The organism is Corynebacterium sp. MSK035, from assembly GCF_030232615.1.
Classification (GTDB): Bacteria; Actinomycetota; Actinomycetes; order Mycobacteriales; family Mycobacteriaceae; genus Corynebacterium; species Corynebacterium jeikeium_D.
Genome location: NZ_JASPJP010000002.1, coordinates 54,627 through 79,560, shown reverse-complemented (window position 1 = coordinate 79,560; position 24,934 = coordinate 54,627). Strand labels below are relative to the sequence as shown.

24 protein-coding genes and 1 tRNA gene are annotated in these 24,934 nt (G+C 58.4%); 16 read left to right on the top strand and 9 right to left on the bottom strand.

Features of this window, described 5'->3' with window-relative positions; all coding sequences use genetic code 11:
• Positions 1 to 84 precede the first annotated feature (84 nt).
• The 9 genes from QP978_RS01680 to secA all read left to right on the top strand — a co-directional run bounded on the left by QP978_RS01680 (position 85) and on the right by secA (position 11,415).
• Positions 85 to 459 carry a DUF4259 domain-containing protein gene (locus tag QP978_RS01680; RefSeq protein WP_048731664.1) on the top strand — a complete coding sequence of 125 codons (375 nt, stop codon included), beginning with the start codon at positions 85 to 87 and terminating at the stop codon, positions 457 to 459.
• Between the two features lie 67 nt (positions 460 to 526).
• Entirely contained in the window at positions 527 to 1,981 is a 1,455-nt protein-coding gene (gene ahcY / locus QP978_RS01675) for an adenosylhomocysteinase (protein ID WP_049172800.1), read from the top strand.
• Positions 1,982 to 2,008: 27 nt separating this feature from the next.
• Complete coding sequence (locus tag QP978_RS01670) at positions 2,009 to 2,656, top strand: dTMP kinase (RefSeq protein WP_284856766.1); 648 nt, start codon at positions 2,009 to 2,011, stop codon at positions 2,654 to 2,656.
• A gap of 54 nt (positions 2,657 to 2,710) precedes the next feature.
• Entirely contained in the window at positions 2,711 to 3,385 is a 675-nt protein-coding gene (mtrA, locus tag QP978_RS01665) for an MtrAB system response regulator MtrA (protein WP_016422206.1), read from the top strand.
• 78 nt (positions 3,386 to 3,463) lie between these two features.
• A complete protein-coding gene (gene mtrB / locus QP978_RS01660) occupies positions 3,464 to 5,137 on the top strand; it encodes an MtrAB system histidine kinase MtrB (protein ID WP_284856765.1) in 1,674 nt (557 codons plus the stop codon).
• Positions 5,138 to 6,979, top strand: coding sequence for an LpqB family beta-propeller domain-containing protein (locus tag QP978_RS01655; protein WP_284856764.1), 1,842 nt, complete (start codon positions 5,138 to 5,140; stop codon positions 6,977 to 6,979).
• 352 nt (positions 6,980 to 7,331) lie between these two features.
• Positions 7,332 to 7,730, top strand: a complete 399-nt coding sequence (locus QP978_RS01650; RefSeq protein ID WP_210384523.1) for a hypothetical protein — start codon at positions 7,332 to 7,334, stop codon at positions 7,728 to 7,730.
• Positions 7,731 to 7,891: 161 nt separating this feature from the next.
• The gene (gene hpf / locus QP978_RS01645) at positions 7,892 to 8,551 is read left to right on the top strand and encodes a ribosome hibernation-promoting factor, HPF/YfiA family (RefSeq protein ID WP_016422210.1); all 660 of its coding nucleotides are present in this window, start codon (positions 7,892 to 7,894) and stop codon (positions 8,549 to 8,551) included.
• Between the two features lie 161 nt (positions 8,552 to 8,712).
• Positions 8,713 to 11,415, top strand: coding sequence for a preprotein translocase subunit SecA (secA, locus tag QP978_RS01640; RefSeq protein WP_049193304.1), 2,703 nt, complete (start codon positions 8,713 to 8,715; stop codon positions 11,413 to 11,415).
• A gap of 3 nt (positions 11,416 to 11,418) precedes the next feature.
• Here the strand turns inward: secA and QP978_RS01635 are convergent, their stop codons facing one another.
• The gene (locus tag QP978_RS01635) at positions 11,419 to 12,042 is read right to left on the bottom strand and encodes a hypothetical protein (protein ID WP_239393015.1); all 624 of its coding nucleotides are present in this window, start codon (positions 12,040 to 12,042) and stop codon (positions 11,419 to 11,421) included.
• Between the two features lie 287 nt (positions 12,043 to 12,329).
• Here QP978_RS01635 and QP978_RS01630 point away from each other — a divergent pair, with 287 nt between their 5' ends.
• The 4 genes from QP978_RS01630 to QP978_RS01615 all read left to right on the top strand — a co-directional run bounded on the left by QP978_RS01630 (position 12,330) and on the right by QP978_RS01615 (position 16,035).
• Complete coding sequence (locus QP978_RS01630) at positions 12,330 to 12,740, top strand: HAD-IA family hydrolase (protein ID WP_038627918.1); 411 nt, start codon at positions 12,330 to 12,332, stop codon at positions 12,738 to 12,740.
• Positions 12,740 to 13,231, top strand: coding sequence for a DUF6912 family protein (locus QP978_RS01625; protein WP_049172814.1), 492 nt, complete (start codon positions 12,740 to 12,742; stop codon positions 13,229 to 13,231). The genes QP978_RS01630 and QP978_RS01625 overlap by 1 nt, the downstream gene beginning before the upstream one ends.
• 329 nt (positions 13,232 to 13,560) lie before the next feature.
• Positions 13,561 to 14,625 carry a flavin reductase family protein gene (locus tag QP978_RS01620; protein ID WP_284856763.1) on the top strand — a complete coding sequence of 355 codons (1,065 nt, stop codon included), beginning with the start codon at positions 13,561 to 13,563 and terminating at the stop codon, positions 14,623 to 14,625.
• A gap of 69 nt (positions 14,626 to 14,694) precedes the next feature.
• Entirely contained in the window at positions 14,695 to 16,035 is a 1,341-nt protein-coding gene (locus tag QP978_RS01615; protein WP_284856762.1) for a fatty acid desaturase family protein, read from the top strand.
• On the opposite strand, the gene QP978_RS01610 is transcribed toward QP978_RS01615, so the two are convergent.
• From QP978_RS01610 to aroA, 3 genes are read right to left on the bottom strand one after another with little or no spacing between them, the layout of a single operon-like run.
• Positions 16,032 to 17,417, bottom strand: a complete 1,386-nt coding sequence (locus QP978_RS01610; protein ID WP_187401312.1) for a chloride channel protein — start codon at positions 17,415 to 17,417, stop codon at positions 16,032 to 16,034. The two genes, QP978_RS01615 and QP978_RS01610, sit on opposite strands and share 4 nt — an antisense overlap.
• Entirely contained in the window at positions 17,404 to 18,450 is a 1,047-nt protein-coding gene (gene rsgA / locus QP978_RS01605) for a ribosome small subunit-dependent GTPase A (protein WP_284856761.1), read from the bottom strand. The genes QP978_RS01610 and rsgA overlap by 14 nt, the downstream gene beginning before the upstream one ends.
• A gap of 2 nt (positions 18,451 to 18,452) precedes the next feature.
• On the bottom strand, positions 18,453 to 19,931 hold the full coding sequence (gene aroA / locus QP978_RS01600; RefSeq protein WP_284856760.1) for a 3-phosphoshikimate 1-carboxyvinyltransferase: 1,479 nt from the start codon (positions 19,929 to 19,931) through the stop codon (positions 18,453 to 18,455).
• A 70-nt stretch (positions 19,932 to 20,001) separates the two neighbouring features.
• On the opposite strand from aroA, the gene QP978_RS01595 reads away from it, so the two are divergent.
• Entirely contained in the window at positions 20,002 to 20,697 is a 696-nt protein-coding gene (locus QP978_RS01595) for an SOS response-associated peptidase (protein ID WP_272715486.1), read from the top strand.
• A gap of 39 nt (positions 20,698 to 20,736) precedes the next feature.
• Here QP978_RS01595 and ybaK read toward each other — a convergent pair whose 3' ends face one another.
• Positions 20,737 to 21,249, bottom strand: a complete 513-nt coding sequence (gene ybaK, locus QP978_RS01590; RefSeq protein WP_272715487.1) for a Cys-tRNA(Pro) deacylase — start codon at positions 21,247 to 21,249, stop codon at positions 20,737 to 20,739.
• Positions 21,250 to 21,347: 98 nt separating this feature from the next.
• On the opposite strand from ybaK, the gene QP978_RS01585 reads away from it, so the two are divergent.
• Positions 21,348 to 21,977, top strand: coding sequence for a sigma-70 family RNA polymerase sigma factor (locus QP978_RS01585; RefSeq protein ID WP_016422221.1), 630 nt, complete (start codon positions 21,348 to 21,350; stop codon positions 21,975 to 21,977).
• A complete protein-coding gene (gene rsrA, locus QP978_RS10825) occupies positions 21,974 to 22,282 on the top strand; it encodes a mycothiol system anti-sigma-R factor (RefSeq protein ID WP_016422222.1) in 309 nt (102 codons plus the stop codon). Before QP978_RS01585 ends, rsrA begins: the two co-directional genes overlap by 4 nt.
• Positions 22,283 to 22,422: 140 nt before the next feature.
• On the opposite strand, the gene QP978_RS01580 is transcribed toward rsrA, so the two are convergent.
• The 4 genes from QP978_RS01580 to QP978_RS01570 form a co-directional block, all read right to left on the bottom strand.
• A tRNA-Ala gene (locus tag QP978_RS01580) sits at positions 22,423 to 22,495 on the bottom strand.
• 364 nt (positions 22,496 to 22,859) lie between these two features.
• On the bottom strand, positions 22,860 to 22,934 hold the full coding sequence (locus tag QP978_RS10860) for a 50S ribosomal protein bL37 (protein ID WP_014300525.1): 75 nt from the start codon (positions 22,932 to 22,934) through the stop codon (positions 22,860 to 22,862).
• A gap of 76 nt (positions 22,935 to 23,010) precedes the next feature.
• Positions 23,011 to 23,280, bottom strand: a complete 270-nt coding sequence (locus tag QP978_RS01575; RefSeq protein WP_005511107.1) for a WhiB family transcriptional regulator — start codon at positions 23,278 to 23,280, stop codon at positions 23,011 to 23,013.
• Between the two features lie 486 nt (positions 23,281 to 23,766).
• Positions 23,767 to 24,873 (bottom strand): diacylglycerol/lipid kinase family protein, encoded by a 1,107-nt coding sequence (locus QP978_RS01570; RefSeq protein WP_284856759.1) that lies wholly within the window; start codon positions 24,871 to 24,873, stop codon positions 23,767 to 23,769.
• Between the last annotated feature and the right edge of the window lie 61 nt (positions 24,874 to 24,934).

Here is a 24,934-nt window from a genome sequence, read left to right as displayed (position 1 = left end):
TCGAAAAGCGCTCTTTGGAAAGCGCTCGTCGAAGACGAAAACTGGCAATTGGTTCGAAGCGCGAAAGGAGCGTGGCCACCTATCATGTCCATCTGGGAGACTGAGGTTTTTGGTAGCGATTCGGTCATTGAACTGTTCGATGAGGTTCAGGATCTCGACTCGCAGGATCGCGTTGGTGCATTGATTGATGCTGGCCGCATTGGGGTGGATTCCGAAAGTAGCGATGAGAAAGCATGCGCACTCGCGGCGGCTGTGATTATTGCAATTTGGAATGGTGCGCCATTTAGCGGCGGTGACATTGTGGAGGACTACAGCTTCATTCGGAAGGGAATCTCGGAGGCACACGGCAGCGAGGAGGATGCGTTGGCTATCGCCTCCGAGGTGTTCGATAGTCTTCTGGGGGAACTCAGTGAGTCTGACCAGGCGGCGCTGGAAAACTGCGTCGAAGCGGTAGAGTAATTCTCGCGTCCCCAGTACTGATTCTTTAAGAAGAATCTCACGTCAAAGAATCTAGAGAAAGCGTTACATGTCCTCGAAGAACATTGATTTCAAGGTTGCAGACCTCTCCCTGGCTGAGGCCGGTCGTCACCAGATTCGTCTGGCTGAGCACGAGATGCCAGGCCTAATGGCGCTGCGCGAAGAGTACGCAGAGCAGCAGCCACTGGCCGGTGCCCGTATTTCCGGCTCCATTCACATGACGGTTCAAACCGCAGTGCTCATCGAGACCTTGACGGCGCTGGGCGCAGAGGTCCGCTGGGCCTCGTGCAACATCTTCTCCACTCAGGATGAGGCCGCTGCGGCTGTCGTCGTTGGGCGAAACGGCACTCCGGAGGATCCGCAGGGTGTTCCGGTTTTCGCTTGGAAGGGCGAGACGCTGGAGGAGTACTGGTGGTGCCTCGACCGCATCTTTGACTGGGGCGATGAAGATGCCAACATGATTCTGGACGACGGCGGCGACGCCACCATGGCTGTCATTAAGGGTATGGAATTCGAGGATGCTGGCCTGGTGCCGCCTGCAGAAGAGTCGGATTCGGACGAGTTTATTGCCTTCAAGGACATGCTTCGCGCCAGCTTGGAGAAGGATGCCGGCCGTTGGCACCGAATTGCAAAGTCGGTCAAGGGTGTCACAGAGGAGACCACCACTGGTGTCCACCGCCTCTACCACTTCGCAGAGCAGGGCGTGCTGCCATTCCCGGCCATGAACGTCAACGATGCCGTCACCAAGTCCAAGTTCGATAACAAGTACGGCACCCGCCACAGCCTTCTGGACGGCATTAACCGCGGTACCGACATGCTGGTTGGCGGCAAGAATGTGCTGGTTTGCGGTTACGGCGATGTGGGTAAGGGCTGCGCGGAGGCGCTGGCGGGGCAGGGCGCTCGCGTTCAGGTCACCGAGGCCGACCCGATTAACGCATTGCAGGCATTGATGGACGGTTTCGACGTCGTCGCTACTGAGAGCGTCATCGCAGATGTCGACATTGTCATCACCGCCACAGGCAACAAGGACGTCATCACTTTCGAGCACATGCAGCAGATGAAGAACCACGCGCTGCTGGGCAACATCGGCCACTTCGACAACGAGATCGACATGCATAGCCTGCACCACCGCGATGATGTCCGTCGTGTGGAGATCAAGCCGCAGGTCACCGAGTACATCTTCCCGCATGCTGACGGCGAGGAACGCTCTCTGATTGTGCTTTCCGAGGGGCGCCTGCTCAACCTGGGTAATGCCACCGGACACCCGTCCTTCGTAATGTCGACCTCCTTCGCCGACCAGACAATCGCGCAGATTGAGCTCTACTGCAACGGTGATAAGTACGACAACACTGTCCACCGTCTGCCGAAGATTCTGGATGAGAAGGTCGCTCGCATTCACGTCGAGGCACTCGGCGGTGAGCTCACCCGACTGTCCAAGGAACAGGCCGAATACATCGGCGTTGACGTCGAGGGCCCGTATAAGCCAGAGCACTACCGCTACTAGTTCTAGCCAAGGCTAGGCCGCAGCCATGTGTGCGAGGAGAAGAATTTGATTATCGCAGTCGAAGGAATCGACGGTGCTGGCAAGAACACGCTTGTCACAGCTGTTACCAATCAACTCCGAAGTCAAGGATACTCCGTTTCTTCGATGACCTTTCCGGCGTACCGGCAGACAATCTTCGCTGATTTCGCCGATCAAGCCTTGCACGGTCAGCTCGGCGACACCGCGGACTCCGCTTGGGCAATGGCACTCCTGTTCGCTCTGGACCGCAAAGAACGTCGTGAAGCGATTGTTGATGCAGCGCGCGAGAACGATGTTCTGATTATCGATCGCTACGTCGCGTCCAACGCGGCATACTCCCTGGCGCGCACACAGGATCCGGCGATCGTCGGGTGGATTGAGAAGACCGAATTCGGAGATTTCCAACTTCCGCTTCCCGACGTTCAGGTCTGTCTGGCCACGTCGGTGGGAGTGGCAGCCGACCGCGCACGCAAGCGGGAAGCCTCTGATGTGCAGCGAACGAGGGATGCCTACGAAAAGGACTCGGGTTTGCAGGAGCGCACACTAGCGGCGTACCAGAAGTTCGCGGAAGGCTCGTGGCAGTCACCATGGCTGATGCTTACGGGGGACGATGGGGCGGACCGCCTTGTGGAATGGATTAGTGCACGCCTGCGCTAGCCACCTCAACGGGAAACTACAGAACTAGATAGCTTTACGTTTAGAATATGACGCATGAGCTCAAAAATCCTGGTTGTTGATGATGATCCGGCCATCGCCGAAATGCTCACGATGGTGATGGAGCGCGAGGGCTTCGACACAGTAGTAGTCGACGATGGCCTCGAAGCTGTCAAGGCAGCAGAGCGGGAGAACCCAGATTTGATTCTGCTGGATCTCATGTTGCCGGGCATGAGTGGTGTCGATGTCTGTCGCACTGTGCGAGAGACATCGGCGGTGCCGATCATCATGTTGACTGCGAAGACCGACACGGTCGATGTGGTCCTCGGCCTGGAATCCGGTGCGGATGACTATGTCACGAAGCCCTTTAAGCCGAAGGAACTCGTGGCGCGTGTGCGCGCTCGGCTGCGTCGTCAGGAGGACAGCCCGAGCGAGACCCTCGAGGTCGGCGACTTGACCATCGACGTGCCCGGTCACGCAGTGTTTCGCGATGGCAAGGAGATTTCTCTGACCCCGTTGGAGTTTGACCTATTGCACACTCTTGCATCCCGTCCGAAGCAGGTCTTTTCCCGTGATGAGTTGTTGGAAAAGGTCTGGGGATATCAGCACACCTCGGATACTCGACTCGTCAACGTTCACGTTCAGCGTCTGCGCTCGAAGATTGAACTGGATCCGGAGAACCCCCAGATTGTGCTGACCGTCCGCGGTGTCGGGTACAAGACGGGTGACTAAACAAGGCCAGTCAGCTTTAGTGGGAGCCGATTCTTGCGTCGATTAATAACGAAGCTTCGAGACTTCACCAATAGGGGAGTGACCTGGGCGGTTACGCTCTGGCGCACGTCTATCCAAGCGCGCATTCTGACCTCTGTGGTGGTACTGAGCGCGATGGTGATTGCGGTACTCGGTTTCGCGCTGGCGACTATTGTTACCCAGCGGCTTATCGACGCAAAGGTTACCGCTGCCGACGAGGAAATTGACCGTGCTCGCGCAGTGGTGGAGCGGGCGATTGAGAACTCTTCGTCCAACGAGCTGCAAGCTCTGCTCAACGTGGGACGCGATGCTCTTGTGAACCGTGCAGCCGGTTCCGGTGCTGCACCACTGACAAGTTATGAACCACTGCTCGTGGCGCCGGTGCCGCGAGGCACGGTGTTGGCTTCATCACCGATTAAGGCTGATGTCCCAGAACGATTGCATGAAGTAGTCCGACAAGGGCAAATTGCGTATCAGGTACGCCAAGTCACTGATAACCGCGGCGACACGTACTCGGCGTTAATTATCGGTAGTCCCACTTCTACTTCGGTTGATGGGCTCGAGCTCTATCTGGTCACCTCTATGGCTGCTGAGGAATCGACTATTAAGTTGGTTCGTGGTCTGCTCGCAGGTGCGACAGTAATCATCATGGCGCTTCTCGGCGGTATTACTTGGTTCTTCTCCAATCAGGTGACGACACCAGTGCGTTCCGCCGCCCAGATTGCCCAGCGCTTTGCCGACGGCCACTTGCGCGAACGCATGGTCGTGCAGGGTGAAGATGACATGGCGCGACTGGCCATGAGCTTTAACAAGATGGCCGAATCGCTGTCGACGCAGATTAGACAGCTGGAGGAATACGGCAGTCTGCAGCGACAGTTCACCTCCGATGTCTCGCATGAGTTGAGGACACCTCTGACCACGGTGCGTATGGCCGCCGACCTTATTGCTGACGGCGCTGAGGACCTCGATCCGGCGACTCGCCGCGCAGCTGAGCTGATGAATGAGGAGCTTGAGCGTTTTGAGATGCTTCTCAATGACCTGCTTGAGGTCTCACGCCACGATGCCGGCGTTGCAGACCTATCCGCAGAAAAGGTCGATGTCCGTCGCTGCGTGGATGCTGCCTATCAGCAGGTAACGGTCGTGGCTAAGGAGACCGGTACGCCCATCCGCTTCCATCTGCCCGATGAACCGGTAATGGCAACAGTCGACTCGCGTCGTATCGAGCGCGTGCTACGCAATCTTATGGCCAACGCTGTTGACCACAGTGAGGGCAATCCGGTGGATGTCACAGTGCGGGCGAGCGATTCCGCGGTTTCGTTTACGGTAGTTGACCACGGTGTGGGGCTAAAGCCGGAACAGCAGGAACTGGTGTTTAACCGGTTCTGGCGCGCTGACCCCTCGCGTGTCCGACGCACCGGCGGGACCGGACTTGGCCTGGCAATCGCGCGCGAGGACGCACAATTGCACGGTGGGGAACTGGAGGCATTTGGCGTGCCGACGGTCGGTAGCTGTTTCCGCCTGACTGTGCCACTGGAGCCCGATGCGAGCTTCGGCGAGCATCCGCTCGGACTGGAAGTTCCCCCGCTGCCCGATCAGATTCCGCACCAGCGGGAAATTGGTGCACGGGAGTTGGAATCGGAATCGAATGCACCGCAAGCCAAGAGCCAGGATCAGGGTAAGGGGCAGCCGACTAGCGATAGCGAATCCCAACAGGCACGAGAGGAGGATAGTTAAATGACGGCGCAGCAACAGTCAAAGGCTCGTCGCGTCCTGCGTAAGACAGTGGCGCTTAGCTCAGTGATTATTTTGGGCACGGCCGCAGGATGTACCACCATTCCGCGGAACACCAGCCCCCAGGTGCTGCGTCCGTTTGAGCCGCCCCAAGTTCGTATTGAAGTTCCGCAGCCACGTCCGAATGTCAATGCAGACATTGTCCTGCGCGACTTTTTCGCCGCGGCCGCGCATCCGGTTGATGATTTTCAAGCTATGCGTGCCTTCATGACCCCGGAACTTGCGGCCAGTTGGAAACCGCAAGATAGCGCCCGCATTCTCGACGGTGTCAACCTCATCGCCCAGAGGGAAGATGGAGGATCGCGACAGTCCTTCGTTGCCCGAGGTCGCAGCGTTGGTCAATTCGGTACTGATGGTGCGTATGAGCCCCAGTCCGGTGACTATGAGGAAACCGTGGAGATGAAGCTCGGTTCGGATGGGCAGTGGCGCATTTCCTCGCTGCCCGACGGAGTTGTCATGGAGCGTCAGGCATTCCTGGAAAACAATGTGCCTCGCAATATCTATTTCCTCGATCCGGCGGGTAATCATTTGGTCACAGATCGTCGTTGGCTCTATCGTGGCGTCACCGATGGCGCGACCAATCTGTTGACAAAGCTGAAGAACGGACCATCAGCACCGCTGCGACCGGGCGTCACTACCGTGCTAAAGCCCAATGCCTCGATTGCGGTGGAAGCAGGACCTGTGTCCAACGCGGACGGTCGCAGGGTCGAAATCACCGGGTTGGGTGATGTTTCCGAGGAACTGCGTGTCATGCTCGCGGCGCAGATTATCTGGACTCTCGACTCGGCAGATTTCCGTGGTCCGTGGATCCTCATGGCCGACGGCGAACCACTAGTTGCCAGCCACGACGAGCCGTGGACGAAGGACACCGACACAATCCAGCTCTACGACCCGAATCATCTACCGGCTGATAACGCACCGTTACGGACGGTCGACCGCAGCGGTATCTACGAGATCGCTGACGGCCACGCCACACCTGTGGGACGCGGCTGGACCGCCAGCGGCAGCACCGCGGTGTTCTCCGCGGCAGTGGGCACCAACCCCAATGGCAGCGAGCTCATTGCCGCCGTGTTCCGCTCGGCCGTGGATGGTCGTGCTGGGTCGTATGACCTCGGGGAGTCCACATTGATGCTCGGCGGAATACAAGATCAGCCGGTTCCTGTGCTGACTGGCGAGAGTCTCACCCGTCCGACATGGTCTCCAGACGCCGAGGCGGTCTGGACAGTGAAGGACGGTACAACCGTCGTACGCCTGGTTCGGCAGTCGACGTCATCTCGGATTCAGCAGGAGGAGGTTGATACCTCTGAGCTCAATCACCTTCTTGACGGCGGCGCAGGCACGGGGCGCCCGAGCGCCGGTATTTCTGAATTCCGCGTCGATTCTTCAGGCACGCAGGTAGCGATGATTATCGCTGGTGAAGTCTATATCGCCACCATCGAAAGGCATGACGATAAACCGTGGAAGTTGACGCACCCGCGTGCTCTGCCGCTCCCTGAAAACGTTTCCCCGGTGTCGCTGACGTGGTCGCCGAATCAAACGGTCACGGTGGGCGGTTACAGCGGAGACACCCCGATGTGGAGTGCCTTCCCGGACGGTGCGACCAGCTCCGTTCTGCCGAAGCTCAACCTGACACCGCCAATTCCTGTGGTTACCGCGACCTCGTCGAAGCGTTACGCGTTGGATGCCACCGGTGTCATGGAGCTGATCTCCAGCGAGGGGCAGCAGCAGTTCTGGCGCCAGGTTCCGGGTGCGCGCGGTCGAATGGCTCCGGTGTCTGTGGAATAAGCGCAAATCGGGGAGGGGATTAATGGCGCAGGGTAGGTCATCGCAGGAATTTCTGCGCGCGCTTTACGACGTTACCCGCGATGCGATCGGCCTCGTGATACCGGAAACCTGTCCGGTGTGCGGCTGCTCCGGGGCGCTGTGTCGCGGTTGCAAGGACGATCTTCAGCAACCTCCAGTGCGGTTTTCACCGCGGGCTGCGTTACGCGCAGCAGCGTGGACCTGCGGTCCGTACTCGGGTGCGAGGAGACATCTCATTTTGTCGGCCAAAGAACGGGGCAGTGGTGAAGCCAGACGAATCATGGGGGCCGTGTTCGCCGCTGCGGTACGAAGGCTGGCCTCTGATGGCCATATAATGCCCCCGGAAATTACCCCCGTCATTTTGATTCCCGCGCCGACAAGATCGTCATCCCGTCGACAACGGGGTGGGGATCCGGTAACGATTGCCTGCGATTTTGCCTGCAGCCAGCTGCCCTCCAGCTCGGTATTGCCCCTGGTGCGCATTGGTGGGCGCACGCGGGATTCCGCGGAGCTTGGGGCTTCTCAACGCAGACGAAATCTTTCTGGCCACATTGTGCCGCAGACGGAATTCAAGCGCGGAATTAGCGACAAGCTGCGACAACGCTGTGCGCAGGCGACAGTAATTCTGGTTGATGATGTGGCCACCACTGGTGCCACTGCAGCGGAAACCGAGTTGGTGGCAGCGTCATTGGGGATTCGCATCGACATGGTGTTGGTGCTCGCCCGGGCGTAGACGCAGGGGTGTCGTCGGCAAGCGAAAAATAAACGAGGGGAACGTGGCATTGGTTACCCCCGGAACTGTATCCTGGGGGTGCAGAAAGACTCGTCACCGTAGACGCCGTGAGTAATCCCGCTCACGGAAGGGCGGTGGCCATACCGGGAGGTAGGTAGCAAGTGTCCACACCTGCTGACAACAACGAGGTACTCAGCCCGAACGCTCAGGTGACCATCACCGGGCGCAATGTTGAGGTTCCAGAGCACTTCGCAGATCGTGTTAAGGCGAAGCTGGCGAAGATTGAGCGCCTCGACCCGACTTTGACCTTCTTCCACGTGGAGCTCCAGCACGAGCCGAATCCGCGCCGTGCAGACCGCTCTGACCGTATTCAGATCACCGCTACTGGCAAGGGGCACCTGGCTCGTGCGGAAGCGAAGGAAGATAGCTTCTACGCTGCACTGGAGTCTGCTCTGGGCAAGATGGAGCGCTCCCTGCGTAAGGTGAAGGCTCGCCGCAAGATTAGCCGTTCTGGCCACCGTGCACCGATGTCCGTCGGCGAGGCAACTGCTTCGCTGGTTGCAGAGGCTGAGGCAGCGGCTCCGGAAAAGGCTGATCCGTACGAGGATCTGGTTGAGGACGTGACCCCGGGCCAGGTTGTGCGTACCAAGCAGCACTCCGCAACTCCGATGACGGTGGAAGATGCTCTGTCTGAGATGGAGCTCGTCGGTCACGACTTCTACCTCTTCGTTAACGAGGCAACCTCTCGTCCGTCCGTGGTCTACCGTCGTCACGCATACGACTACGGTCTGATTGAGCTGGCAGACGAAGACGAGAAATAAGTCTTCACCAAAAAGAGCACGCAATACCGCGCAGAGCTGTGTATTGGTAAGTAATTGCTCACATGAGCCCGTCTTCTCTTAGAAGGGAAGGCGGGTTCGTCGTATAATCAACCGTTGCACATTAAAGTTCGACGTGAATCGGCCGGAAAGGTCCCAATTTAGTGTTTTCGCTCAGCAAGTTGCTCCGCATTGGTGAAGGCCGCGCTGTCAAGAGGCTTGGCAATATTGCAGATCAGGTCATCGCCAAGGAAGACGAGTACGCAGCTCTTTCAGACGATGAACTCCGTGCCAAGACCGAGGAGTTTAAGAAGCAGCTGGCTGACGGTGCCGATGTAGACGATTTGCTTCTGGATGCTTTCGCCACGGCGCGCGAGGCATCCTGGCGCGTGCTGGGGCAGAAGCACTACCGCGTCCAGGTTATGGGCGGTGCGGCACTGCACTTCGGCAACGTTGCCGAGATGGGTACTGGTGAAGGTAAGACCCTGACCTGTGTGCTGCCCGCATACCTCAATGCGTTGGCAGGCAAGGGTGTTCATGTCGTTACGGTTAATGACTACCTGGCTAAGCGTGACGCGGAGTGGATGGGTCGAGTCCACCGCTTCCTGGGGCTTGAGACTTCCGTGATTCTCTCTGAGCTCAGTCCGGACCAGCGTCGCAAGGCCTATGCTGCCGACATCACCTACGGCACGAACAACGAGTTCGGCTTTGACTACCTGCGCGATAACATGGCGCATTCGCTCGACGATTTGGTGCAGCGTGGGCACCACTTCGCCATCGTCGATGAGGTTGACTCGATTCTGATTGACGAGGCCCGTACCCCATTAATTATTTCCGGTCCGGCAGATGGCGATCCGCACTGGTACCTGGCGTTCTCCAAGATCGTGCCGCGTATGAAGCGCGACATTCACTACGAAGTCGATGAGCGTAAGCGCACCATCGGTATTCGTGAAGAGGGTGTTGAATTCGTTGAGGATCAGCTGGGCATTGCCAACCTGTATGCTCCGGAAAACTCTTCGCTGGTCAGTTACCTGAACAATGCCCTGAAGGCCAAGGAACTGTTCACCCGCGACAAGGATTACATTATTCGTAATGGTGAGATCCTCATTGTCGATGAGTTCACCGGTCGTGTGCTGGCAGGCCGTCGCTATAACGAGGGCATGCACCAGGCAATTGAGGCCAAGGAAGGGGTGGAGATTAAAAACGAGAACCAGACGCTGGCAACCGTTACGCTCCAGAACTACTTCCGCCTCTACGACAAGCTGTCCGGTATGACCGGTACGGCTGAGACCGAAGCGGCTGAGCTGCACCAGATTTACAAGCTGAACGTCATGGCGATCCCGCCGAATCGCCCGAAGCAGCGTGAGGATCTGCCCGACCTGATTTACAAGACGCAGGAGGCAAAGTTCGCCGCTGTTGTCGAGGACATCCGCGAATGCCATGAAAAGGGCCAGCCAGTTCTCGTTGGCACGACGTCAGTCGAGAAATCCGAGTACCTTTCCAAGCTCCTGCAGCGCGAAGGTATTCCTCACTCTGTGCTGAACGCTAAGCACCACGAGAAGGAAGCTGAGATTGTCGCAGTGGCGGGTCGGCTCGGAGGCGTTACCGTGGCAACTAACATGGCCGGTCGTGGTACTGACATCGTGCTGGGCGGTAACCCGGACATCATCGCTGACCTGAATCTGCGCTCTCGTGGTCTGGACCCGGTGGAAACTCCGGAAGAATACGAAGAGGCGTGGGACGCTGAGATTGAGCGTGTTCGTCAGCAGTCGAAGGAAGAAGCTGACAAGGTACGTGAGGCCGGTGGCCTCTACGTCCTGGGCACTGAGCGCCATGAGTCGCGCCGTATTGATAATCAGTTGCGTGGTCGTACCGGTCGTCAGGGTGACCCGGGCGTTACCCGCTTTTACCTGTCCATGCGCGATGATCTCATGGTTCGCTTCAACGGTCAGCGCATGGAAGCGCTGATGAACACTCTGAATGTCCCGGATGACGTTCCTATTGACTCCAAGGTTGTCTCCAACTCCATTAAGAGCGTTCAGGCTCAGGTGGAAAGCCAGAACTTCGAAATCCGTAAGAATGTTCTGAAGTATGACGAGGTTATGAACCAGCAGCGTAAGGTCATCTACGCTGAGCGCCGTCGCATCCTCGAAGGTGAGGATTTGAAGACTCAGGTCCGTGACATGCAGGACGACGTCGTCGATGCGTATGTCAACGGTGCCACCGCTGACGGTTACGTGGAGGATTGGGACCTCGACGAGCTGTGGAATGCCCTAGAGCAGCTCTACAGCCCGACGTTTACGGCACAAGAGCTTATTGATGGCTCTGACTTCGGTACCCCGGGTGACCTCTCGGCCGATGAGCTGTCCAAGGCTCTGCACACGGACATCTCGGCCAGCTACGACCAGCTTGAGGATGCGGTCTCCGCAATTGGCGGCGACGACCAGATGCGCAACATCGAGCGCTTCACCATCCTGAACGTCATGGACCAGAAGTGGCGCGAGCACCTCTACGAGATGGACTACCTCAAGGAGGGCATTGGCTTGCGCGCCATGGCCCAGGCTGACCCGCTGGTGGAGTACCAGCGTGAGGGCTACGACATGTTCACCGCGATGATGGACGGCATCAAGGAAGAATCGGTTCGTCAGTTGTTCCTGATCCGTAAGCAGGTTATGCCCGCAGTGGAAAACGCCGAGGGGCAGGAGAACCAGGCTCCAGCTCTGCCAACGGAAGCTGCTGAGCAAAATCAGCAGATGACTTACTCCGGCCCCAGCGAGGACGGCAGTGCAGAGCAGCAGCGCGTGGATCAAGAGTCTGAGGGCAACCGAGCGCAGCGTCGGAAGGCGGCTCGCAAGCGCCGTCGCTAAGCACTAAAGCACACGAAACGCGGTCATGGTCCATGGCCGCGTTTTTGCTGTTCCGCGGCGGAAAGTGCCCGTGAACGCGCGAACGCGCGGACCGACACGGCAACTACCCAGGAACTCGACCTTCTTGCCGTCCGCGGAAGCGCTGGCGTGGAAGGATTGCAACGCGACACCCTTGAGGCTGGTGTTCTTCGACAGCGTGAGTATCGCAGCGTGAATAATCGGGTCGATATTGATGCGACGCAAATCGTTGACTCGCCTGCGACCCGCGATGATGTCGAAGACGCGGCGAGTAATCGTGCCAAGCTCCTGTCTCAGATTCTGCTCACAGTGCTGGACGACGTGCGGTGTTTGCGGCGTCTTTTTCGCAGCAGGAGTGGCCACGGCGGGCGGTAATGCCGTTATGACAGCGGCTCCGGTGGCAGCCGAGCATCCGCTGTAGGTCGGTGCCACTTTTGCGGTTTGAGAGGCGGCGGCATTAGCTGACTGGCCGAGTTGAATTGTGTGGAGAAGCGAAAAGCCCGTTGCCGGTTCAATGGATTCCCTGCCACTGGAGCGGTGCTCAGCGGCGTGCGACAGCGCGTAAGGCATCGGTGTCTGAGATTTTGGTACGTGAGACGTTGGTGCCATGGATTAATCCCCCTAAAAACTCTCCATTGGCAAGTTCCCCCTTGCTGAAGACCATTGTCCTACAAGTGCTTTAAGTGTGCAGCTTGTGAAGGGGAATTCACGGCCGGCGTGGGGGGATTGTGGAGAAGGCGCAGTCGCGAAATGGGCTGAGTGTTTCGCTGTTAATGGTCCTATCGGTTTCCGTCAAGGCCGTTCTGGTCGCCTACAATTGGGCGTAACGAACAGCCAATTAACACGCTGAACTGGAAAAAAGGCAAACGTGCAGGTCATGCGATAAACTACAGGCCATGCGCGGAATGATTATCGATTACTGTGGTGTCCTTGACGGCACGGATGAAGACCAGGCACGTTGGCGTAATTTGCTGGTAGAGGCGCGTGCAAATGGTGTTGGCCTGGCAGTCCTGTCGAATGACCCAGGTGGCCCATCGGCGGATCCGATTCGCAAGCTCGAAGATGAGGGCCTGGTAGACGCAGTTGTGCTCTCTGGTGAAATTGGCCATGAGAAGCCTTCGGCAGAGGCTTTTAATGCAGCCGCTGCGGCTATTGAACTGCCGGCACGGGACTGCGTGCTGGTAGATGATTCGATTGAGAACATCCATGCGGCCGTCTCTAACGGCATGGTGGGAGTCTTCTATCAGCAGTTCGACCGCGCAGTGGTCGAGATTGCCGGTCTACTGGGTCTCGAGGGCGAGTTCTAATGCGCGTCTATATCCCAGCGACTTTCTCCATGCTTGAGGCGCTTAAGGAGGATGAGCTCTTCCACGCCCGCGGTGGTTGGGGCTTTGCTGTCACTGAAGCGCTGCGCGATTTCTTTACTGAGGGCGATGATGAGGAACTGGCAGACGTAGCCTTTGATGAGGCTGCGCGTGCGTCGCTCCGTCTGCTCGATGCCGCAGAAGAGAAGTTCCCGCACCGTCGAGTGGTCATTTCCGTTGATGTTGAGGCGGAGCCGCAGTCGGATATGGGAGATGCCGTGGTTAAGGTCGGCGGCCCAATTTCGCTTGCCGACGTTGCAGCGCTCCACATTGATGTGGAAGAGGCGGAAAGCAAGGTTGAGGCTGCGATTGATGCCGTCGATAAGGCAGATCTCGGTGACGAGGATGCGGAGCTCACTGTCGGCGATGCGCTGGAGATCCCGCTGGCGTGGTACGACGTAGCTGAGCTCGGCATGGTGGTCGACTTCCTGTAGTAGCGCGTGCTTGGCGTTGATGAAGGGGACTGGGTTTAGGAACCCAGCCCCTTTTTTGTATGGCACAAGTGTTTTCGGCGGGGGTATAAAAGGCGGGATTGTTTTGTGTAGATAAGCTCCATGTCAAAGGGGGTGTTTCGCACGAGGGTGGGGGTAATGACAATTTCGCTATTTGTGTCAAAATCATTTGTTTCTCTTGACCAATAACTTACCGCTCCGTAGTCTACGTCTAAGTAACCTACGGACACGTAATAATGAATCGGGTGGGGCATGCCTACTGATGAACAGCGTTATTACTTGTTCGCCCGTGACAGTCAGGAGGGCCAAAAATGGGGCTTAAGACCAAAGTTTCCCGGGTATTCAAGCATTTATCCACGCCACTTTTGCCCGATGATTACACGCATTTGCTAAATCCGCTGTGGTCAAGTCGCGAGCTGCGCGGTCAGATTGAGGCCATTAATCCCACATCTCCTACTTCAGCAGAGTTGATAATCCGTCCGGGTTGGGGGATGCCAACAGACTTCAAGCCAGGCCAGTTCATCGGACTTGGCGTAGAGGTCAAGGGGAAATACCTGTGGCGTTCCTACTCGCTGACAAATGCGCCGCGGCCTCATGACGGGCTGCTGACTATCAACATCCGTGCGCTCAACGACGGCTACGTGTCCCAACACCTCGTCGCCAATGTCAAGCCGGGTACTGTCGTCCGCCTGGCTGCCCCGGCTGGGGATTTCCATCTTCCGGAGCCGCTCCCAGCCCGCATTGCGTTTGTTACCGCAGGCTCCGGCGTCACTCCGGTGATTTCGATGCTGCGTGATCTTTCAGCTCGCAATGCCTCGGTGGAAGTCGAGCACATTCACTCCTACCGCGGCGAGGCAGAAGCTGTGTTTGTCAACGAACTTCGCGAGCTGGAACAGCGCAGCGCTACTAGCGCGTTGAAGTATCACCTGCATGCCCGGAATACCGAGACGCAGCCGCGGATTGACGCTGCGGCGGTTACCGACATCATTGCTGACTTTGGAGCGCTGGCATCGTCGGCAAGCGCCTATTCCTGTGGTCCGGTTGAACTGTTGAAGAACCTTGAGTCGGAGTTTCCCGGGCTGCGGACGGAACGTTTCACCGTTGACCGCTCGGCGGCGGGGGAGGTCGGCGGCACGGTGAGTTTCGGCAGCCGAGGCGATATCGACGTAGACGGTGCAACGACCATCCTGGAGGCGGCCGAGAGCGTCGGGGTTGACCTGCCGTACGGCTGTCGGATGGGAATTTGTGCGACGTGCGTGCAGCAACTCTCCGACGGCGCAGCGCGGGACATCCGCACCGGGGCGACGTTTGTGGCGGGCGAGCGGGTCCGAACGTGCGTCTGTGCGCCGGCGGGGCGCGCGCGTATCGAACTGTAAGTTCGCCCCACATCTATCTCAACCTGCATTAACCAGGAGAAACTACCTAAAGGAGTTGGGACCCTTCCCATGGCAATTTCCGATATCGCATCGTATGCGCACTTGAGCGAAGAAGACGTCGCAGAGATTGGGCGTCGGTTTGCGGAAATCGAAAAGCAACACCGCGATTCGCTGGGACAGAAGGATGCTCGCTACATCCGCACGCTCATCCGCATTCAGCGCACCCTTGAGGTGACTGGTCGAGGCCTGCTGATGGTGCCGACCGCCGGCATGGCCCTGAACAAATTGGGGATGCTGCCGAAGTCGTGGAAGAACACCGCGCACTGGGGTTTCAAATGGGCGGGCGTCTCAGCGCTGGGGTTGGCAAAGATTTTGGAAAACCTCGAAATCGGACACAACACCATGCACGGTCAGTGGGACTGGATGAATGACCCCGAGATTCACTCGGCCACCTGGGAGTGGGACAATTCCTGCCCATCCAGCGGGTGGAAGCACTCCCACAACTTTGTCCACCACAAGTACACCAACGTGCTCGGTATGGACAACGATGTGGGATATGGCATTCTCCGGGTGACTCGTGACCGCCGTTGGAAGCCATCGACGCTGCTGCAGCCGGTGACAAACGTGGTGTTGGCCAGCCTTTTCCAATGGGCAGTGGCCTTCTATGACGTCGAGCTCGGGCGCGTGTTCGCCGGCAAGAAATCCTGGGATGAAGCTCGTCCACAGCTCATGGAGGTGCTCAACAAGTCGGGGCGCCAGGTGCTCAAGGACTACGTTCTCTTCCCCGCGATGGCGGGTTCGCGTTACCGCGAAGTGGCGTTTGCGAACATGATGGCCAACCTAGCCCGTAATCTGTGGGCCTACGCTGTCATCTTCTGCGGACACTTCCCGGATGATGCCGAGACTTTCACCAAGGAGCAGTACAACACCGAGGACAAGAGCGAGTGGTATTTGCGCCAAATGCTGGGCTCGGCGAACTTCCACGGTGGGCTGGCGCTGTCGGTGCTCTCGGGAAATCTGAATTACCAGATTGAGCACCACCTCTTCCCGGACATGCCATCCAACAGGCTTGCGCAGATTTCGAAGCAGGTTAAGCAGATCTGCCGGGAATACGACCTGCCATACAACACGGGGTCGTTCCCGAAGCAGTTCTTCCAGGTCCAGCGCACGCTGCTGAAGTTGTCGCTGCCGGATCGCTTCTTAGTCGCTGACCCGGACAACGCCCCAGAGGTACGTTCGGAGGCGGCGTTCAAGAAGTATCCGCAGGTTGAAGCGGAGCTCCAGTCCAGTTCCCCGCAACGCAAGGGCTTAGCGACGGGCCTGCGAATGCTCCGCCGTCTTCGCCCAGGTGTCCGGGAAATTGTCCGGGCCTACACAGGTCGCTCGACGCACACTGCTGCGCGCGGTTAGTCCTCGACCCGCTTGCGGACCGCAGCCGCGACTGCCGGTTCGCGGTTCCATGGCATTGATTGCTTGTGGGGCAGCCGCAGCCAGGCGCGAATCATGGTCACGGTCAGCGTCGCAGTTGCACCAGCGAGGAAGAGCGCTAAGTAAGCCGAGGAATTCTGGCCGGTGAACTCCACGGTCACGATCAGTGCGAAAAGTGGTGCTGCCATGGACGCCGACAGGAAGGCCGCCGCGCCGAGAATCGCAAAGTCGCTCAGCGGAACTGAGGGCATCAATGGCTGTACGAAGCAGCCGACGATGAAACCGCTGAGCGCGCCAAGGGCAAAGCCGGGAGTCAAGAGACCACCGACGGCACCAGAACGGAAAGTAACGAGAACCGCGAAAGCTTTCGCAATCAGCAGGATGACTGCAAAACCCAGCAGCGGGCGGTCCATGAGAACTGTGGTCGCAGCGATACGGCCATTGCCCAACACTTCTGGAACCCACAGTGAAATCACACCAACCAGTGTGAATGCGAGGGGGATGGCCCAGGCAGAATGCCAGCCAGTCGGTGCTTTGTCCGACATCCGCGAGCTGAGAATGCGAAATGCGTAGCCAATGGCACCGCAGATAACACCGATGAGCAGTGCTGCCCCGAGGTTGCCCCAGCCGTCCGAGAGATTAATTGGGCTGTAGAGCGGGCTACTGCCGACCACAATGCCCGACGTCACCGTGGCAATGGCTGAACACGCCAGCACCACCATCACCGCGGTAATACTCAGCGAGCCCAGCAGAATCTCCAACGAGAAAACCGCTCCAGCCAACGGGATGTGATAAATCGCCCCCAGGCCGGCACCGGCCGCTGCTGCGACCAAAATACGGCGGTGTAGTGGATCGATGCGCAGTCGATGCGACATCTGCGAGGCCACCATTGCACCGAGCTCACGCGGGGCATTCTCGCGTCCCATGGATGCACCTGCAGCGACAGTCGCCATCTGCAAAAACACATTGACAAGAGTTGACCACACAGGCATGGGGCGGCCGTGCATGCCCGCTTCAACGCTTTCAACAGGCTTCGCCTTTGTGCGAAGAGCTGCCCAGATTGGTCCTGCAATCAGCCCCGCCAACACAATTCCGACAAAGCGCTGTAAACCAGTGGTGCCATCGGTTACGACCGCTACGTCACCCTCGTGCTGCCCGTAGACCGCGTACTCGATGCCGTGCATGATCAGCGCGAGCCCGGCAGCTCCGAGCCCCGTCGCAAGACCCACGATAAGCGTGTAGATGCACAGCCGAATCCAACTGCCGGGAGCGGGGTAGAGTCCGGAGCCCGCTTTGTCCGACTCAGCACCAGCCGCGGCTTCAGAGGGCGTCTCCACAGAATCGGTATGGCTAGTCTCTTTCAATGTCCAGCTCCCAGTCCTCGTTGTCGCTGATGGCGCTCAACAGGCGACGCACGGCCATCGCTCGACGGTGCTGAACTCCCTCCAGCTTGTCGAGGGCGCACTCTGGATCCGCGGGCGGCCCCAAATGGGTGCAACCACGTGGGCATTCATCTGTCGCTGCCTGGATATCTGGAAACGCCGCCAGCAGCGTCTCCGGTGTCACATGAGCCAGACCAAAGGAACGAATGCCCGGGGTATCAATAATCCACGACGCCGCATCGTCATCGCTTTCCGACGGCAACATCAGCGCCACCGACTGCGTGGAGGTATGGCGGCCCTTACCCACACCACTAACTTCGCCGGTCTCACGGTTGGCTTCGGGAACAATCCGGTTGACGAGGGTCGATTTCCCCACGCCGGAATGCCCAACCAAAGCTGTCACTCGTCCTGGGGCATCGATGAGTTCTGACAGAGGAGCCAAGTCATCATTAATACCGCAGACAACGACATCCACTCCGAGTGCCGAGAACTCCCCGGCAAATTCCTCTGGGTCGGCCAGATCGGATTTAGTCAGACAGAGCACGGGGCGGACACCGCCGGCGTAGGCCGCGACCAGCGCGCGTTCGACAAAACCGGTGCGAGGTTCAGGATCGGCGACTGCGCACACAATGAGCAGCAGGCTGGCATTGGCCACGACGATGCGCTCATACGGGTCATTGTCATCGGCGGTGCGACGCAAAACCGTGCTGCGCTCTGCCAGCTTGACGATGCGGGCCAGTGTGCCCGCACGGCCGCTGACATCGCCTACGACACCGACACGGTCACCGACAACGATATTGGTGCGGCCGAGCTCGCGGGCACGCATGCATGTCACTGCAACATCAGGGTTGTTAGAGAGGACTACACCCCAACGACCACGATCCTTGGTCACCACCATGCCCCAGTGGGCATCGGCGTGGCGGGGGCGATCCTTCGTCCGTGGTCGCGACCCTTTACCGGGGCGGATGCGTACATCGGACTCGTCCCATTGCCGTCCACGCCTGCGTGCCGCCACTGTTATTTCCCTGCCTCGGTTCCGTTGTCCACACCATCAATTCGAGCTTCGACTGACTTTTCCAACGAACTAGGGCTGGGGGAGGCCAGTCCGAGCATCTCCAGCCAGCGCAGATCGAATCCAGGCATGGTCTTAGCAGTGGTACCGATATTTTCGACTTCCACGCCCTCCGTGCGCAGGCCAACAATGGCACCAGCGGTGGCCATTCGATGGTCGGCGTAGCTGTGCCAGAGACCACCGTGGAGCGGAACGGGGTCGATCGCAATGCCGTCGTCAAGCTCGGTCGCGCGACCGCCGAGACGGTTGATTTCCGTGGTGAGCGCGGCGAGACGGTTGGTTTCGTGACCGCGCAGGTGTGCGATACCCGTCAGCTCGGTGCGGGTAGTGGCCAAGGCGGCGATGGCCGCGACGGTGGGGGTCAGCTCGCCAACCTCGGACATGTCCATCGTGATTCCGCGCAGCTCCGACGGCTTTGGGCCCACGACGGTGAGGCTGGTGTGGCCACCTTCGTGACGGTTGAACGTCACGGTAGCGCCCATAGCGGTGAGGATCTCGCGGATGCGGTCGCCCGGCTGCGTGGTGTGCTCTGGCCAGTCGGGCACGGTGACGCTGCCACCAGTGACAGCCGCAGCGGCCAGGAAGGCGGCGGCGTTGGACAGATCAGGCTCGACCTGCCAAATACGACCCATCATTTCGGTCGGGTGAATGGTGAACGTTGTGCGTGGTCCCTCAGGTGTGTCGGCCGTGGTCTCCTCGACCTGCACACCGGCCTCGCGAAGCATGTCCAGGGTCATGTCAATGTGCGGGCGGGAAGGAATCTCACCGGTCGGGCGAAGTACCAGGCCACGGCCGTAGCGCGGTGCTGACAGCAACAGACCAGAGACGAACTGGCTCGAAGCCGAAGCGTCAATTTCCACTTCGCCGCCGATGTCCGGCAGATCTTGCTCTTGAACCGAGTCACCGAGGCGGTTGCCCTGATTCGGACCCTGCGGATTGACCGTGAAGGGAAGCCCATTGCCCGCGATGTTCACACCGAGGCTGCGCAGGGCATCCAGCACGGCCGACATCGGGCGAGCCTTGGCTTCTACGTCGCCTTCGAAGAACACCGACCCCTGCGCAAGAGCTGCGATAGGTGGCACGAAGCGCATAACCGTACCTGCGAGACCACATTCCACGACACCACCGCGAAGCATGCGTGGAGTGACGCGGAGCGTGTGGTTCGGGGCACCCGAATATGTCGAGTCGGCACTGATGTCAGTTCCCAGAGCCTGCAGTGCGCGAATCATAAGATCGGTATCGCGAGAGCGCAGAGCACCATGGATAACCGATGGTGTCGAAGATAGCGCCGCGATGACAAGGGCACGGTTCGTAATCGACTTCGAGCCGGCAATCTGCACCGTGGCGCTAAAAGGCTGTCGACCGGCCTCGGCACCGTCGACACTTACAGTAGGGGCGGACCAATTCTGATTTTGGGAACACACACAACCAATTATGGAACACTTTCACTCCATACCTCGACTAGAGGGGGAGTCAACGGCACAATCAGTTGGTATGTGTGGTCGTTTCGTCAATTTCACAGTCGCCGAAGAACTGCTCAGCACCACGGCTGAGATTCCCGGTTTGGCGCCCGTGCGTGCCGACGGCCCGTTGCCCACCTCCCGCTACAACATCGGACCGACCATGCCAATAGTTGCTCTTGCCCGCGAGCACCCCGGCCGCACAGGAACCATTGCTGCCACCGTGCGCTGGGGTTTAATTCCGCAGTGGGCCCGCGAAGTGCCAACAACACCTTTCTTCAATGCTCGTGCGGAAACCTGGCAGTCCAAACCGACTTTCCGGGACAGCCTGCCCTGCGCAATCCCCATGAACGGTTGGTACGAGTGGAAGAATCGCCAGCCCTACTTCGTCAGCTTCAGCGATGACGCACCGCTTTTCACCGTCGCGGGGCTGTGGGCGCGCTGGGGCGATATCGTCTCCGCCACAATTCTCACCACCGACGCCGTGGGACAGCTCGCGGATCTTCATCATCGTATGCCGCGCGTGCTTGCCGACGACGAAGTCAGTGACTGGTTGGATCTCTCGGCCTGGGCAGCAGACGGAGATGTTGGCATGACCAGCGCAGAAGTGGTGGACAAGCTGACCATCCGACCGGTCAACCGCGCCGTCGGCAATGTTGCGAATGAAGGATCGCACCTGCTGAATGGGCCCGATGGAGCAGCACCCGGCCACAACGAGGAGCTGTTTTAAGGCCGTATCAGCGGGGAGGTTGCAGGAGTAGCCGCAGGGTTAGCGGGCGATGTCGGCGACCGTGGCGTCGCAAAGCGAAACCAGATCAGCGGGTGACAGTTCGATGTCCCACCCGCGGCGACCACCGGAGACGAACACGGTGTCGGCGAGAGTAGCGGTCTCATCAATGACGGTGGGGAGCTTGCGGCGACCGCCAAGCGGGGAGATGCCGCCGGGAACGTAGCCGGTGGCAAGTGACGCGTCATGGGGGTCGGCCATCGTGGCCTTGGAAGCCCCGACAGCAGCGGCGGCGGCCTTGGGGTTGAGCATTCCGGTGGCGGGGACGACGGCGATGGCCAGCCCAGTGCGTTTGCCGGATAGCTCGATAATGAGAGTTTTGAAGATGCGTTCGGGCTCGACTCCGAGATGCTCTAGTAGCCAAGAGGCGGCCTCTTCGCCGAAGTTGTCGCTGCCGTGGGGGAATTGGTGAACGTGGAAGTCGATTCCGGCGTTCTGACAGACGGCGATTGCCGGGGTGGCGGCAGCGGATTTCTTGGCGGACTTCTTCGACATAATTTCCCATCGTTGCACACCAGTGCAGCTACGCGACGAAATGCCTGGTGACGGGGGTCTGGCCGACTCGTGGGTGCGGATGTTTTAGGATAGGTAGCATGTCAGGTGATCAGACAGGAACATCGGCCATCCGGACTGATGAGTCGGATGAGGAGCTTGCGCAGCGCTTTGAGCGTGATGCCATGCCGCTTTTGGATCAGCTCTATGGAGCGGCGCTGCGGATGACACGCAACCCCGCCGATGCCGAAGACCTGGTGCAGGAGACCTATATCAAGGCCTTTCAGGGCTTCCGCTCCTACAAGCCGGGCACGAACCTGAAAGCGTGGCTCTACCGCATTCTGACGAATGCGTACATCAACAACTACCGCAAGGCGCAGCGACGTCCTGCCGAGTACGCCACCGATGACATCACGGATTCACAGATCGCGGAAACCGCGTCGCACACTTCGATAGGGCTGCGCTCTGCTGAGGTTGAAGCGCTGGAAAAGCTTCCTGACGAGGAAATTCGTGACGCTTTGATGAGCCTCAAAGAGGACTACCGGATGGTGGTCTACTACGCCGATGTCGAGGGATTGCCCTACAAGGAAATCGCCGAAATCATGGGCACGCCCATCGGAACTGTGATGAGTCGGCTCCACCGTGGAAGAAAACAGCTCCGAGACGCGTTGCACAACGTAGCCGTGGAACGTGGATTCTTGAAAGAAGAGAAGGGAGATTCTCCGCGATGAGCCGAGAGTCGAGCCAAGATATGGAGCAGACGCCAGAGCGCGGGCACGCCTGTGAAGATGCTTTCTGTCAGGATGTCCACTCGCGCCTACACGCATTTTTAGATGGCGAGTGTGATTCGGAGGAGCGCCGCTTTCTCGAGGAACACATTCACAAATGCCCTCAGTGCTTGGAAGAGTTCGGTTCCGAGCAAGCTATACGACGGCTGCTACGCCGGTGCTGCCAGCAACCTGCCCCTGAGGACCTCCGTCAGCGCATTACCACTCGGATTCGCGTGTCCTATACGCGGGTGGAGTACCGCAGGTAGCTGCTGGCGGCTAGGTTTTGGTGCGTCATCTTTTGGCGCGTATTCCTTTGATGCTTAATGCGATGTTGCGTAATACGGTAATGCGGTAATGCGTAATGGGAAAATCCCAGGTCACGGTGATGTGGCCTGGGATATTTTTGTGGAGCTAAGGGGAATCGAACCCCTGACCTTCGCATTGCGAACGCGACGCTCTACCAACTGAGCTATAGCCCCATTGCTTTCGAGCAACCTAGCTGGAGCTGCTGTAAAAGCTCTATTTTCAGACGTTACTCCGGTGGGGTTTGGGCTCCAAACTCGCTGGTAAGGTTCCGGCGGATGGTTAATCCGGAAAGCGAGGATGCGGTATCGACGAGGCATCGAAAAGGTGTTGAAAGTGACTAGGTTTATGACAAAAAACCGCGGGTGAATTCAATTCATGTGTGATAAACCTAGTCACTTTCAAATCTGCTACCCGCTGAGGTATCCGCTGGAGGCATAAAAAACTCCACCCCGTCCTTCGGTGCAATACCGAGTTGTGCCGGGGTGGAGTGAGATGTCTTAGCCGGTGATGGCTAAGACTGCTGCAACTAAGGGCAACTTAGCTGTTCGGACGCTTGCCGTGGTTAGCCTTGTTCTTACGACGGTCCTTGCGCTTACGGCCACGCTTGCTCATAGCTGGGCTCTCTTTCTATCGGGTTAAACAGGTATCAACCGGTATAGATTACACGGTAAGAGGGTAAGTCTTTTAATTAGACTGCGGTGCTGGTGCGAGTGCGGCGAGTGCGACCGCGGTTGCGACGGCGCTTCAGTGCGCGACGCTCATCCTCGCTCATGCCGCCCCAGACACCTGCATCCTGGCCGGTCTCAAGTGCCCAGGCCAGGCACTGAGCAGTAACGGGGCAACGGTTGCAAACGACCTTGGCCTTAGCAATCTGGGCGAGAGCCGGGCCGGAGTTACCGACCGGGAAGAACAGCTCCGGATCCTCTTCACGACAAACGGCCTTGTGACGCCAATCCATGACAAACTCCTAAAACATTACGAGCCCCGGGTGAGGGCAGGGTTAAATTTCCTTGCGGGAAGGCAGCTCCGGAAATGGATTTCGTCAGACACGACAAATCGCCGTATCTCAACGAAGGTTTGGGGTTCATTCCCGGTTGCCCAGGGGTATTAGGCATCTTGGGAGGGGCCACCTGTTCCATCGCCTATACGGCGTGAAAGGTAGTGGGGACTCACCAAAGAGTTTGCGCCTAAAAAGGCGAGACTTGCATGGTTACACAACCAGTGAACTGCGTGCCTGTCTCGCTGACGATTTACATGTTTTCACGACTGGGACGGTTCGTAAAGAGCAAAATGAATAAAAGTGCCAAACCTCACAGAAAAGTGAAGTTTTGGTTAAAACGCCAGGTCAAAACTAGCCCTTTGTGGGGGTAAAATTAGTTTTGGTAATTGCAGTAGTGAGGGTGTATGGCGCATTTTTGTTGGCTTGTCAGTAAACAGTTGCAGTTTAAGCCGGGTTTGCCTCGGTCTTTTGGCTAGTACTGAACAGTCGGCGTGTGCGATCCATGACCTTTTTGGTCACCACAACGAGCAAGCGCTCGTCCACGGGGCGGGTAGCGACTTTCTTGGTGAACTGGTCCTCGGTGTAATCGTCGGCACGCGCCACAAAATTGATAGCGCCTTGCTTAACACGGATGTTGAGGGACTCACACTGATTGATGTACTCGCCGTCCAACTGGAGACGAAGTGGGGCAGTAGCGGTGAGCTCGATGTGCTGGACGTTGTCGACGCGTCGTTCGCGGGCTTCGACGTGGAAGGGGGAACGCAGTCGGGTGAAGAAACCGGCTAAATTGGCTGCGGCGACAAGTCCCGTCACTCCCCTCAGGGAAGTGAAGCCATAAAAGCCCAGGCCCCTGCGTAGGGACACAGTGGGGTTGGTGACGATGGGGAGGTCGCCGAGGAATGTCCAGGGATTGGAGTTGGACACCACGGCCATTGCGAAATCACGGCCAAACTCCGTGCCGTCGGTAGTTGCGGTGATTTGTGGCGGGCTTTTGCGCAACTGATTCCATGCGGTGAAAATTGCCGGCAAATAGCGCACGGCTTTGGCGCGGGTACCGTTTTGTCGGAGCTGTTCCATGGTGGAAATGACTTCCGCATCGATGCCGATACCGGCATTGACCACGAAGCATCGCTCCGCTGCATGTCCAACGCTGATAGTGCTGCGGGTTCGGGAGCGCAGCAGACTTGCGATGTACCACGCGGCATCTACGGGGTCGCGGGGAATACCCAACGCACCTGCCAAAACGTTGGCGCTGCCGGTGGGAATTGTCGCGATGGCAGGCAGGTCAGTGGCAGGCAGTGCGGAGAATGGGTTGGAGTTCATGAGCCCATTGACAATCTCGTTAATGGTTCCGTCGCCGCCGAGAGAAATAATGACGTCGTAATCGCGAACCGTTTTACCCGCCACCATTTCTGCAGCATGGCCAGGGTAGGCGGTAAACATGGATGTCAAGCGAATCCCCTCGACCGAGCGAAGCGCCCGCACAACGCCGGGCATACGTCGAGCAGTGTTACTGGTCGAATTCGGATTGGAGATTAGCAACGCACGCACAGGCACCAAGAATAGTGCATGAGCAGACTTGTGATGGGCGCATTAGCCGGTATGCCTCCAG

Excerpts from the sequence above, each read along its gene's own strand:
- QP978_RS01680 (WP_048731664.1), top strand. The coding sequence starts at position 85 with ATGTCCATCTGGGAGACTGAGGTTTTTGGTAGCGATTCGGTCATTGAA.
- ahcY (WP_049172800.1), top strand. The coding sequence starts at position 527 with ATGTCCTCGAAGAACATTGATTTCAAGGTTGCAGACCTCTCCCTGGCT.
- mtrA (WP_016422206.1), top strand. The coding sequence starts at position 2,711 with ATGAGCTCAAAAATCCTGGTTGTTGATGATGATCCGGCCATCGCCGAA.
- QP978_RS01655 (WP_284856764.1), top strand. The coding sequence starts at position 5,138 with ATGACGGCGCAGCAACAGTCAAAGGCTCGTCGCGTCCTGCGTAAGACA.
- QP978_RS01650 (WP_210384523.1), top strand. The coding sequence starts at position 7,332 with ATGCCCCCGGAAATTACCCCCGTCATTTTGATTCCCGCGCCGACAAGA.
- QP978_RS01635 (WP_239393015.1), bottom strand. The coding sequence starts at position 12,042 with ATGGCACCAACGTCTCACGTACCAAAATCTCAGACACCGATGCCTTAC.
- QP978_RS01630 (WP_038627918.1), top strand. The coding sequence starts at position 12,330 with ATGCGCGGAATGATTATCGATTACTGTGGTGTCCTTGACGGCACGGAT.
- QP978_RS01625 (WP_049172814.1), top strand. The coding sequence starts at position 12,740 with ATGCGCGTCTATATCCCAGCGACTTTCTCCATGCTTGAGGCGCTTAAG.
- QP978_RS01620 (WP_284856763.1), top strand. The coding sequence starts at position 13,561 with ATGGGGCTTAAGACCAAAGTTTCCCGGGTATTCAAGCATTTATCCACG.
- QP978_RS01615 (WP_284856762.1), top strand. The coding sequence starts at position 14,695 with ATGGCAATTTCCGATATCGCATCGTATGCGCACTTGAGCGAAGAAGAC.
- QP978_RS01595 (WP_272715486.1), top strand. The coding sequence starts at position 20,002 with ATGTGTGGTCGTTTCGTCAATTTCACAGTCGCCGAAGAACTGCTCAGC.
- ybaK (WP_272715487.1), bottom strand. The coding sequence starts at position 21,249 with ATGTCGAAGAAGTCCGCCAAGAAATCCGCTGCCGCCACCCCGGCAATC.
- QP978_RS01585 (WP_016422221.1), top strand. The coding sequence starts at position 21,348 with ATGTCAGGTGATCAGACAGGAACATCGGCCATCCGGACTGATGAGTCG.
- rsrA (WP_016422222.1), top strand. The coding sequence starts at position 21,974 with ATGAGCCGAGAGTCGAGCCAAGATATGGAGCAGACGCCAGAGCGCGGG.
- QP978_RS01575 (WP_005511107.1), bottom strand. The coding sequence starts at position 23,280 with ATGGATTGGCGTCACAAGGCCGTTTGTCGTGAAGAGGATCCGGAGCTG.